This is a genomic window from Dietzia sp. DQ11-71, assembly GCF_014144995.1.
Taxonomy (GTDB): Bacteria; Actinomycetota; Actinomycetes; order Mycobacteriales; family Mycobacteriaceae; genus Dietzia; species Dietzia kunjamensis.
The window spans coordinates 1-11,280 of the sequence record NZ_JAALDT010000051.1 but is presented as its reverse complement, the minus strand read 5'-3'; the positions used below and the strand labels follow the sequence as shown (position 1 = coordinate 11,280).

At 71.2% G+C, this 11,280-nt stretch carries 11 protein-coding genes; 8 read left to right on the top strand and 3 right to left on the bottom strand.

The window, feature by feature from the left end; translation table 11 throughout:
• The 3 genes from G6023_RS02055 to pcaD all read right to left on the bottom strand — a co-directional run.
• Window positions 1-1,109 (bottom strand): acetyl-CoA C-acetyltransferase (locus G6023_RS02055; RefSeq protein ID WP_182633948.1); only part of this gene is annotated, 1,109 nt, incomplete at its 3' end.
• Between the two features lie 19 nt (window positions 1,110-1,128).
• Window positions 1,129-1,917, bottom strand: a complete 789-nt coding sequence (locus G6023_RS02050) for an IclR family transcriptional regulator domain-containing protein (protein ID WP_182633949.1) — start codon at window positions 1,915-1,917, stop codon at window positions 1,129-1,131.
• A 35-nt stretch (window positions 1,918-1,952) separates the two neighbouring features.
• Entirely contained in the window at window positions 1,953-2,744 is a 792-nt protein-coding gene (gene pcaD, locus G6023_RS02045; RefSeq protein ID WP_182633947.1) for a 3-oxoadipate enol-lactonase, read from the bottom strand.
• Between the two features lie 162 nt (window positions 2,745-2,906).
• Between pcaD and G6023_RS02040 the strand changes: the two genes are divergently transcribed.
• The 8 genes from G6023_RS02040 to G6023_RS02005 all read left to right on the top strand — a co-directional run.
• Complete coding sequence (locus G6023_RS02040; protein ID WP_120286322.1) at window positions 2,907-3,659, top strand: CoA transferase subunit A; 753 nt, start codon at window positions 2,907-2,909, stop codon at window positions 3,657-3,659.
• Between the two features lie 3 nt (window positions 3,660-3,662).
• Window positions 3,663-4,292, top strand: coding sequence for a 3-oxoacid CoA-transferase subunit B (locus tag G6023_RS02035; protein ID WP_182633946.1), 630 nt, complete (start codon window positions 3,663-3,665; stop codon window positions 4,290-4,292).
• A 114-nt stretch (window positions 4,293-4,406) separates the two neighbouring features.
• Window positions 4,407-5,414, top strand: coding sequence for a malate dehydrogenase (locus G6023_RS02030; protein ID WP_067719743.1), 1,008 nt, complete (start codon window positions 4,407-4,409; stop codon window positions 5,412-5,414).
• A gap of 64 nt (window positions 5,415-5,478) precedes the next feature.
• On the top strand, window positions 5,479-8,190 hold the full coding sequence (locus G6023_RS02025; RefSeq protein ID WP_182633945.1) for a valine--tRNA ligase: 2,712 nt from the start codon (window positions 5,479-5,481) through the stop codon (window positions 8,188-8,190).
• On the top strand, window positions 8,187-9,785 hold the full coding sequence (gene folC, locus G6023_RS02020) for a bifunctional tetrahydrofolate synthase/dihydrofolate synthase (RefSeq protein ID WP_172812194.1): 1,599 nt from the start codon (window positions 8,187-8,189) through the stop codon (window positions 9,783-9,785). Before G6023_RS02025 ends, folC begins: the two co-directional genes overlap by 4 nt.
• The gene (locus tag G6023_RS02015; RefSeq protein WP_067719739.1) at window positions 9,782-10,195 is read left to right on the top strand and encodes a DUF4233 domain-containing protein; all 414 of its coding nucleotides are present in this window, start codon (window positions 9,782-9,784) and stop codon (window positions 10,193-10,195) included. The genes folC and G6023_RS02015 overlap by 4 nt, the downstream gene beginning before the upstream one ends.
• A gap of 47 nt (window positions 10,196-10,242) precedes the next feature.
• Window positions 10,243-10,653 carry a nucleoside-diphosphate kinase gene (ndk, locus tag G6023_RS02010; RefSeq protein WP_067719736.1) on the top strand — a complete coding sequence of 137 codons (411 nt, stop codon included), beginning with the start codon at window positions 10,243-10,245 and terminating at the stop codon, window positions 10,651-10,653.
• Window positions 10,654-10,980: 327 nt separating this feature from the next.
• Window positions 10,981-11,280, top strand: a 300-nt coding sequence (locus tag G6023_RS02005) for a hypothetical protein (protein ID WP_182633950.1), incomplete at its 3' end; no start/stop codon positions are given.

The window sequence follows — 11,280 nt, the reverse complement described above, 5'->3', positions numbered from 1 at the left end:
GCCAGCATGCGCGCCCCGGTGGCGCCGACGGGGTGGCCCAGGGAGATGCCGGAGCCGTGCGGGTTGAGGTGCTCGGAGGTGGGGTCGATGTCCCACTCGCGCATCACGGACAGGGCCTGCGCGGCGAACGCCTCGTTGAGCTCGATGACATCCATGTCGGCGAGCGTGAGGCCGAGTCGGTCGAGCGCCTTGGCGGTGGCGGGGACCGGCCCGATGCCCATCGTCTCCGGTGCCACACCCGCGACGGCCCACGAGGCGAGGCGGACCAGGGGGGTCAGTCCGAGGGCGGCGGCCCTGTCCGCGGTGGTGACGACGCACATCGCGGCACCGTCGTTCTGGCCGGAGGCGTTCCCGGCGGTCACGGTGGCCTCCGGGTCGGTGCGGCCCATGATGGGCCGCAGGCGCGCCAGCGCCTCGACGGAACTGTCGGCACGGGGATGCTCGTCGGTGTCGACGACGAGGTCGTCACCCTTGCGCTGCGGAACGGTCACCGGGACGATCTCCTCGGCGAACGCCCCGGACTCCTGCGCCGCTACGGCCCGCTGGTGGGACTGCACGGCCAACCGGTCCTGCTCGTCCCGGCTGATGCCGTACTCACGACGGAGGTTCTCGGCGGTCTCGATCATCCCGCCGTCGATGATGTGTGAGCGTCCGCCGACGGTGGTGCGGGCCCGGCCGAGACGGTCGACCAGTGAGATCCCGTCGCCGCGGATGCCCCAGCGGGGGCTCGGGGAGGCGTAGAACTCCACCTGGCTCATCGACTCGACGCCGCCGGCGACCACGAGGTCCATGCCGCCGGAGGCGACCTGGAGTGCGCCGGTGATGATCGCCTGGAGTCCGGAGCCGCAACGCCGGTCGAGTTGCATGCCCGGCACGTCGATCCCCAGGGGGGAGTCGAGTGCGGCGATGCGGCCGATGGCGGGTCCCTCGCCGTTCGGGGAGCCCTGTCCCAGCACCACGTCGTCGACGTCGGCTCCGGTCAGGCCGGTGCGCTCGACGAGTGCGGTGAGCAGGCCGGTGGCCAGGGTGTTCGCGTCCAGGTGGCGGAACACCCCGCCGAAGCGTCCCACGGGGGTGCGCAGGGGTTGGCAGATGACGACGTCACGCATGGGGTTCCTTCGTTCGGGTTCAGCGGTTGACGATGGCGAGGTCGGCCGACAGTGCGCGGGCGGTGGCCAGCAGTTCGGGGATGACCTCGCCTGTGAGCTGGTCGGGGGAGTAGCGGGCGGCGTGGGTGGAGACGTTGAGGGCGGCGCTGACCGCGCCGTGGCGGTCGTGGACCGGGGCGGCCACCGAGCGCAGGCCGGGCTCGAGTTCCTGGTCGACGACGCACCACCCGCGCTCTGCCACCCGCGACAGCTCCGCGCGGAGCGCGGCCTCGTCGGCGAGGCCGTGGGGGGTGAGCGCCCGCAGGTCCGTCGCGTCGAGGTAGGCGTCGAGGTCCTCGGCGGGGAGCGAGGCGAGCAGGACCCGCCCCATCGACGTGGCGTAGGCGGGGAACCGGGTTCCGATGGTGATGCCGATGGTCATGATGCGACGCACCTGGACGCGCCCCACGTAGACGATGTCGGGGCCGTCGAGCACCGCCACGGACGAGGATTCGCCGAGTCGCGAGCTGAGCTTCTCCAGGTGCGGTTGGGCGAGATCGGTCAGCGGGAGCGCCGACAGGTAGCTGTACCCGAGGTCCAGGACACGGGGGGTGAGCCAGAAGACAGAGTCGGCCGTGTCCACGTAGCCCAGTTCGACGAGGGTGTGGAGGAAGCGGCGGGCGGTCGCCCGGGTCAGTCCGGTGTTGCGCGCGACATCACTGAGGGTCTGGCGTGGCTGGCGGGCGTCGAATGCCCGGATGACCGCCAGGCCGCGCGCGAGCGACTGGACGAAGTCGGGGGAGGCCGGGCGGTCCCCGCCGTCGTCCACGGACCCGGTCGGGGTCGACACCACGTCGGGGCGGGTCACGCCGCGCCCGTGTTCCGTGCGGCGTCGAGGTGTCGGCGGAGCGCGTCGGTGATGCGGTCAGGGATCTCGACGGTGGGCACGTGGGCCGCCGGGGAGACGACGACGAAGTCCGCTCCGGGCACCCCGTCGGCGATCTCGCGCAGTACCTCCGGGGGAGTGGAGGGGTCTTCTTCCCCCGCGAGCACGAGGGTGGGGCAGGAGATCCGACCCAGCTCGGCGCGGTTGTCCCAGCCGGCCAGCGCGTCGCAGCAGGAGGCGTATCCCTCGGCCGGGGTGCCCAGGACCATCTCGCGGAGCCCGGCGACCAGCTCGGGCTCGGCCTCGGCCCGCGCGGCGGTGATCCACCGTGCGACGACGGCATCGGCGACCGCGGCCGTCCCGCCCTCGCGGACCGCGGCGGCGCGATCGGCCCAGCCGGACGGTTCACCGAATCTCGCGGCGGTGCACAGGAGGGCGGTGGAGAGAACGCGGGTGGGTTCGTGGACGGCGAGCCACTGGGCCACCGCGCCACCGAGCGAGAGTCCGGCCACGTGGAACCGGTCCACGTCGAGCGAGTCGAGCAGGGCCAGAACGTCGGCGGCCAGGTCGGCGATCGTGCACGGCCCGGGGACGACCTCGGACGTGCCGTGGCCCCGGTGGTCCACCGCGACCACGGTGTGGTCGCGGGACAGGTCCCGGACCTGCGCGTCCCACATCGAACGGTCGGACCCGAGTGATCCGAGGAGGACGAGGACGGGGGTGTCGGCGGACCGGGGTCCGCTGACCTCGTGGGACAGGGTGGCGGGCATGGTGTCGGTCCTCTCGTGCGTCTGGTCGCGGGCGGTGCGTTGCGTGGTGTGTGGTGCGCTCGGGCGCAGGCGCTCCACGTCGGTACGTGACCCACGATACCCGCACATCGTGCGAAGGGCGAACACTTGTACAAGATGCGAACACCGGATAGGGTTCGTGACATGACCAACAAGATCTTCTCGTCGGCCGCGGACGCGGTCGCGGACATCCCGGACGGCGCCTCCCTGGCCGTGGGCGGGTTCGGTCTGGTCGGCATCCCCGCCGTCCTCATCGACGCGCTCCTCGAGCAGGGCGCCACCGACCTGAGCACGGTGAGCAACAACTGCGGCACCGACGGTTTCGGCCTGGGCAAGCTTCTGGAATCGCACCGGATCACCCGGACCACGGCCTCGTATGTCGGCGCCAACAAGGAGTTCGCCCGCCAGTACCTCTCCGGCGAGCTCGAGGTGGAGCTCACGCCGCAGGGCACGCTCGCCGAGCGCATGCGGGCCGGAGGCGCCGGCATCCCCGCCTTCTACACCCCGGCCGGCGTCGGCACGATGGTCGCCGACGGGGGCCTGCCGCTGCGTTATGACGGCGAGGGGGGCGTCGCCAAGGCGTCCGAGCCCAAGGAGGTCCGGGTCTTCGACGGCGAACAGTACGTCCTCGAGCGCGGGATCGTCACCGACTTCGCTCTGGTCCACGCTCACAGGGCCGACACCATGGGCAACCTGCAGTTCCGTGGGACGGCCCGCAACTTCAACCCGGACGTGGCCATGGCCGGTCGGATCACGATCGTGCAGGCCGAGGAGGTCGTCGAGCCGGGCGGGATCGACCCGGCCAACGTCCACATCCCCGGCATCTTCGTCCAACGGATCGTCGAGGTCGGCCGCCAGGAGACCGGCGTCGAGATCCGCACCACCAGGGAGGCCTGAGCCATGAGCTGGACCCACGAGCAGATGGCGGCCCGCATCGCCGCGGATTTCACCGACGGCCAGTACGTCAACCTCGGTATCGGTATGCCCACCCTCATCCCCGGTTGTCTTCCCGAGAGTGTGCAGGTGACCCTCCACTCGGAGAACGGCATCCTCGGCGTCGGGCCGTACCCGACGGACGACGAGCTCGACCCCGAGATGATCAACGCAGGCAAGGAGACCATCACCGCCGAGGCGGGGGCGGCGTTCTTCTCGTCGTCGGAGTCCTTCGCCATGATCCGCGGCGGTCACGTCGACGTCGCCGTCCTCGGCGCTATGCAGGTCTCGCAGTCCGGCGACCTGTCCAACTGGATGGTCCCCGGCGCCATGGTCAAGGGCATGGGCGGTGCGATGGACCTCGTCCACGGCGCCGACTGCGTGATCGTGATGATGGACCACGTCACCCGCAAGGGCGACCTCAAGCTCATGCAGGAGAACACGCTCCCGTACACGGGCAAGGGCTGCGTCCAGCGGGTCGTCACCGACCTGTGCGTCCTCGACATCGAGCCGGAGGGCTTCCGGCTCGTCGAACTGGCGCCGGGCGTGACGATCGACGAGGTCCGCCGGAAGACGGGCGCCGAGATCCACGCCTGAGTCGACGCTCGGGTGGACGTCAGGTGTACACCGCCCGCGGAGGCGGGAGGCGGGGTCGGTTTCTCACTACTGTGGGAACAAACCCCGTCGTCGTCTCCGGAAGGTCCGCCCCACATGAGCACCTCCACCCCGGTCACCGCCACCCCGGCCACCGTGACCGTCACCGGCGCCGCCGGAAAGATCGCCTACTCGTTGCTGTTCCGTCTCGCCTCCGGGCTGGTGTTCGGGCCCGGGACCCCGGTCCGCCTGCGGCTGCTCGACATCCCGTCGGCCGTGGTCGCGGCGGAGGGCGTCGCGATGGAGATCGAGGACTGCGCGCTCCCGCTGGTCGAGTCGATCGAGATCACCGACGACGTGGACACCGCGTTCGACGGCGCCAACGCGGCATTCCTGGTGGGCGCCAGGCCGCGCGGCAAGGGGATGGAGCGCGCCGACCTGCTCACCGCCAACGGGGCGATCTTCCGGGAACAGGGCCGCGCCATCAACGCCCACGCCGCTGACGACGTGCGGGTGGTGGTGGTGGGCAACCCCGCCAACACCAACGCCTACATCGCCCACCGACACGCGCCCGACGTCCCCGCCGGTCGCTTCACCGCCCTGATGCGGCTCGACCACAACCGCGCGCTCAGCCAGCTCGCCACCCGGCTGGGAGCGCCGGTCGCCGACCTGGACGGGGTGGTGGTCTGGGGCAACCACTCGGCCACCCAGTTCCCCGACGTGTCGTACCTGACGCGACGGGGCGAGCCGGTCACTTCCGGGCTCGACGAGGAGTGGTTGGCCGACACGTTCATCCCGCGGGTCGCGAACCGGGGAGCCGAGATCATCTCGGTGCGCGGATCGTCGTCGGCCGCCTCGGCCGCCGGCGCGGCGGTCGACCAGATGCGCGACTGGGTGCACGGCACCAGTGGGGAGAGCTGGACCACGGTCGCACTGCCGTCGGAGGGGCAGTACGGGACCGTGCCGGGTGTGGTGACGGGGTTGCCCTGCCGCAGCCGCGGCGCGGAGTGGGAGGTCGTCGAAGGACTGGCGATCGGGGACTTCCAACGAGCCCGCATCGACGCGTCGGTGGCGGAACTGGTCTCGGAGCGTGACGCCGTTCACGGACTGGGACTGGCCGACTGACCTCGGGTGCACCGGGGCTGACGGCGTGTGCCGGGCCCCGGCGTCCACGGCCTAGGATGGTCGGGTGACGACTCCAGCTTCTGCCTCCCCGAACACCGACCGCGCGGACGCCCTGCCCGCCTCCTGGAACCCAGGTGAGGTGGAAGGCGGGCTGTACCAGCGCTGGGTGGAGGCCGGCTACTTCGAGGCCGACCCGTCCAGCGACAAGCCCGCCTACTCGGTGGTGTTGCCGCCGCCCAACGTCACGGGCAGCCTGCACATGGGCCACGCGCTCGACCACACCCTCATGGACGTGCTCACGCGGCGCAAGCGCATGCAGGGCTTCGAGGTCCTGTGGCTGCCCGGCATGGACCATGCCGGGATCGCCACGCAGACCCTCGTGGACCGCAAGCTCCGCGACGAGGGGATCGACCGCCACGAGATCGGCCGCGAGGCGTTCATCGAGAAGGTCTGGGAATGGAAGCGCGAGTCCGGTGGGACCATCGGGGAGCAGATGCGTCGCCTCGGCGACGGTGTCGACTGGTCGCGTGAGCGGTTCACCCTCGACGACGGACTGTCGCGCTCGGTGCAGACCATCTTCAAGGAGCTCTACGACAGCGGTCTGATCTACCGCGCCGAGCGACTGGTCAACTGGTCGCCCACCCTGCAGACCGCGATCTCGGACATCGAGGTCAAGTACGCGGACGTCGAGGGCGAGCTGGTGAGCTTCCGCTACGGCTCGATGGACGACTCCGAGCCGCACCTGGTCGTGGCCACGACCCGGCTCGAGACGATGCTCGGTGACACCGCGATCGCCGTCCATCCCTCCGACGAGCGCTACGCGCACCTGGTGGGCACCGAGATTCCGCACCCGTTCCGTGAGGGGTGGACCATGCGCGTGGTCGCGGACGACTACGTCGATCCCGAGTTCGGGACCGGCGCGGTGAAGGTCACGCCCGCGCACGACCCCAACGACTTCGCGATCGGCCAGCGTCACGGCCTCGAGATGCCCACGATCATGGACGCCACCGGCCACATCACCGGGACCGGGACCCGCTACGACGGCATGGACCGTTTCGACGCCCGCAAGGCCGTCCGGGAGGACCTCGCCGAGCAGGGGCGCATCGTCAAGGAGGTGCGTCCGTATCTGCACTCGGTGGGCCACTCCGAACGGTCCGGAGAGCCGATCGAGCCGCGGCTGTCGCTCCAGTGGTGGGTGCGGGTCGAGGAGCTGGCGAGGATGGCCGGGGACGCCGTGCGCGACGGTGACACGGTGATCCACCCGACGAGCCAGGAACCGCGCTGGTTCGACTGGGTCGACGACATGCACGACTGGTGCATCTCCCGTCAGCTGTGGTGGGGTCACCGCATCCCGATCTGGTACGGCCCCGACGGCGACGTGGTCTGCGTGGGACCCGGCGAGGAGCCGCCCGCCGGGTACACGCAGGACACCGACGTGCTCGACACGTGGTTCTCGTCCGGACTGTGGCCGTTCTCCACCATGGGCTGGCCCGGGCGCACCGCCGACCTCGAGCGGTTCTACCCCACGTCCGTCCTGGTCACCGGGTACGACATCCTCTTCTTCTGGGTGGCACGGATGATGATGTTCGGCACCTTCGTGGGCCGGACCCTCACAGGCGACAAGGCCGCTCCGGGGAAGGTTCCGTTCACCGACGTCTTCCTCCACGGCCTCGTGCGCGACGAGCACGGCCAGAAGATGTCCAAGTCCAAGGGCAACGGCATCGACCCGCTCGACTGGGTGGACCGCTTCGGCGCCGACGCCCTGCGCTTCACCCTGGCCCGCGGGGCCAACCCGGGCGGCGACCTGTCGGTCGGGGACGACGCCGCCCAGGCGTCCCGCAATTTCGCCACCAAGCTGTTCAACGCCACCCGCTTCGCGCTGATGAACGGGGCGAAGGTGGGCGAACTGCCCGCCGCATCCGCGCTCACCGATGCCGACCGGTGGATCCTGCACCGGCTCGGGGAGGTGCGGGTGGGCGTCGACGACGCGTTGGACCGCTACGAGTTCTCCAAGGCATGCGAGGCCCTGTACCACTTCGCCTGGGACGAGGTGTGCGACTGGTACCTCGAGCTCGCGAAGGTCCAGTTCGGTTCGGACGACGACGCGCGCGCCTCCGAGCGAGCCGAGAACACGAGACTCGTCCTCGGACACGTGTTGGACGTCCTCATGCGGATGCTGCACCCGGTGATCCCGTTCGTCACGGAGACGCTGTGGACCGCACTGACCGAACGGGAGTCCGTGGTGGTCGCGGACTGGCCCACCGACGTGGCGCCGGCCGATGACGCCACGGGGCCGGTCCGCCGCGTGGCCGACGCCCAGACCCTCGTCACCGAGATCCGGCGGTTCCGCTCCGACCAGGGCCTCAAGCCCGGTCAGCGGGTGCCGGCACGGATCTCCGGCGTGGACGCCGCCGACCTGCCGGTGGACCTGCTCGCCCAGGTGTGCGCGCTCGCCCGGCTGACCCCGGCCGCCGAGGACTTCACCGCCACGGCCTCGCTCGAGGTCCGGCTCGGGTTGTCGACGGTAGACGTGGAGATCGACACCTCCGGGACGATCGACCTCGCCGCCGAGCGACGCAGGTTGGAGAAGGATCTCGCCGCCGCCCGCAAGGAACTCGAGACCACCGGTGCCAAACTCGGCAACGAGGCGTTCCTGGGCAAGGCGCCCGACCACGTCGTCGACAAGATCCGCGGTCGCCGCGACCTCGCCGAGGCCGAGGTCTCCCGGATCACCGCCCGGCTCGAGTCGATGCCGGCAGGAAGTGACCCCGCGTGAGCGATCGACAGTGGCTCCCACCGCACGACCCGAGCGAGGGGTGGGACACCCCGACCGAGGAGGACGTCGCCGAGATGCTCGGCGAGGACGGCCTCGTCTCGGGCGTCCCGCTCGGTGGTCCGATCCCGGGTGACGAGGACGGCGACGGCGACGATCACCTGCCGCCGCGCCCGGTCCCCGAGGTCGGCAGCCCCGAATGGCAGGCCGACGCGGCCGACCTGGCCGCGGTCGAGGAGGAACTGACGACCCGCTGGCCGGAGTCCCGCCTCGAGCCGAGCCTGGACCGGATCGCCGAGCTGATGTCCGTGCTCGGCGATCCGCAGCACGCGTACCCCGTGGTCCACGTGGCGGGCACCAACGGCAAGACATCGGTCACGCGGATGGTCGACGCGCTGCTGCGGGCCCTGCACCAGCGCACCGGACGCAACTCCAGCCCCCACCTGCAGAGCGTCACCGAGCGCATCGCGCTCGACGGGGAGCCGGTCACCGCCCGCACCTTCGTGGACACCTACCGCGAACTCCAGCCCTATCTCGAGCTCGTCGACCAGCGGTCCGAGGAGGCCGGCGGCCCACGGATGAGCTACTTCGAGGTGCTGACCGCGATGGCGTTCGCCGCGTTCGCCGACGCACCGGTCGAGGTGGCGGTCGTGGAGACGGGGATGGGCGGGACGTGGGACGCCACGAACGTGGTCCGGCCCGCCGTCGCCGTGATCACCCCCGTCGGCCTGGACCACACCGACTACCTGGGCGAGGACCTCGCGACGATCGCGGGGGAGAAGGCCGGGATCATCCAGCCGGGCCCGGAGGACGACCTGCTGCCGCGGGACCCGATCGCCGTGATCGGACGCCAGGAGCCCGAGGCCATGGACGTCCTGCTGCGTCGCGCCGTGGAGGTGGGCGCGGTCGTCGCCCGCCTCGGTTCGGAGTTCGACGTCGTCGAGCGACGGGTCGCCGTCGGTGGCCAGCAACTCACCCTGCGAGGCCTCGGGGGCGAGTACCCCGAGGTGTTCCTCCCGCTGTTCGGGGAGCACCAGGCCGAGAACGCCGCGACCGCGCTCGCGGCCGTCGAGGCGTTCTTCGGCGCGGGCCCGGACAGGGCCCTGGACCCGGAACTCATCCGTGCCGGCTTCGCGGCGGTCGACAATCCCGGGCGCCTCGAGCGGCTCAGCTCCAGCCCCACCGTCCTGGTGGACGCCGCCCACAACGGACACGGCGGACGCGCACTCGCCGAGGCTGTCACCTCGGAGTTCGACTTCAAGCGGCTGGTCGCCGTGGTCGCGATGCTCGACGGCAAAGATGCCGACGCGTTTCTCGCCGCACTCGAGCCGGTGGTGGAGGAGGTCGTCGTCACCCGGGCCGCCTCATCGCGCGCGATGGACCCGGGCGACCTCGCACGCATCGCCGAGGAACGGTTCACCGCCCAGCGCGTCCACGTGGTGGACACCCTGCCCGACGCGGTCAGCGCGGCCCTCGACCTGGTCGGGGTCCCGGATCCGACCGCGGACGACGACGTCTCGGGCGTCGGCGTGCTCATCACGGGTTCCGTGGTGACCGCCGGGGCCGCCCGCAGCCTGTTCGGAAAGGACGCACAGTGACCGACCCGACCCCCGGCCCCCGGGGCGCCGCGCACGAGCCCTCGGTGGACCCGTGGAAGGGGCTGCGGGGCATCATGGCCGGCACCCTCGTGCTCGAGGCGATCGTGATCGGTCTGGTGCTGACGGTCATCGCCCGGCTCGACGGCGGCGCCCACTTCCAACCGTGGAAGGTGTGGTTCGTCAGCCTCCTCGCAGTCGCGATGCTCGTGGCCAGTGGACTCCAGCGCAAGCCCTGGGCGATCCCGCTGAACCTCACGCTCGCGGGTCTGGCCGTCGCCGGCTGGGCCGTGCACTGGTCGATGGGGGTCTGCGGGCTCATGTTCGCCGCGGTCTGGGCGTACATCCTGTACCTGCGCCGGGACCTGACCCGCCGGATGGCCGGCGGCTATCTGCCCAGCCAGCACGACTGACGGCTCCGGACGGTCGGCGTGGACACCGGGCTTGTAGGATCGCCCTCGTGACCGAGAGAACTTTCTTCCTCATCAAGCCCGACGGTGTCGAGCGCGCGCTGACCGGGACCATCCTGGCCCGTATCGAGGCCAAGGGCCTCAAGATCGTCGCCATGGACATGCGTCAGGTGTCCCGGGAGACGGCGGCCGAGCACTACGCCGAGCACTCCGAGCGTCCGTTCTACGGGGACCTGCTCGAGTTCATCACCTCCGGTCCGGTCGTCGCCGGCGTGCTCGAGGGCCCCCGGGCGATCGCCGCGTGGCGTCAGCTCGCCGGGGGCACCGACCCTGTGGAGAAGGCCGCGCCCGGCTCCATCCGTGGCGACTTCGGTCTCGAGACCCAGTTCAACCTCGTCCACGGCTCGGACTCCGAGGAGTCCGCCGCCAGTGAGATCGCGCTCTGGTTCCCCGGTCTGTAGATCCCCGTCCTCCCGCAGTGACCGAGCTGCGCGCGCCCGTCGGCCCCGAGGCCCGGCGGGCGCGTTTGCGTTCGGTGGTGCCGGGCGACGATGTTTCGGCGGCGGGTGTGGGAGAATGGTCGAAGCCCATCCTGGCGAGTGGACCACCAGTCCGCCCCGGAACGGGCGCCCGCCACCCGTGGCCCGGTTCGTCCCGGTGCCGCGGACCACAAGACGTCGTCCCACCCAGGTGGGGCCCAGACAAGAAGACGCCCGACCCCGTGCGGCGGCGTGGGTCACCGGTATCCGGTGACGTGATCGCGCCCGGAGTCCGGCCGGAGGAGACACGTGTCGGATCCGAACCTGACAATCGACGACATCAACGCGCTTCCCGAGAGGATGCGCGCGCACGCGGCCGCCAGGGCCGTGGGCATGAGCAGCAGGGAATTCCTGACCGCCATGGCCGGGATCGGCGTGGAGATCAAGAGCGCCCAGTCCGGGGTGACCAGGCAGGTGCTGCTCGACTGGTTCACCAGCCGCGGGCAGGACACGGGGACGGCGCCCGGTGCCGCGCCGGCAGGGGACACCGGTGCCCAGGCGCCGGCGGCCGAGGCGTCCGCGACCGACGCCCCCGCCCGGAAGGCCCCG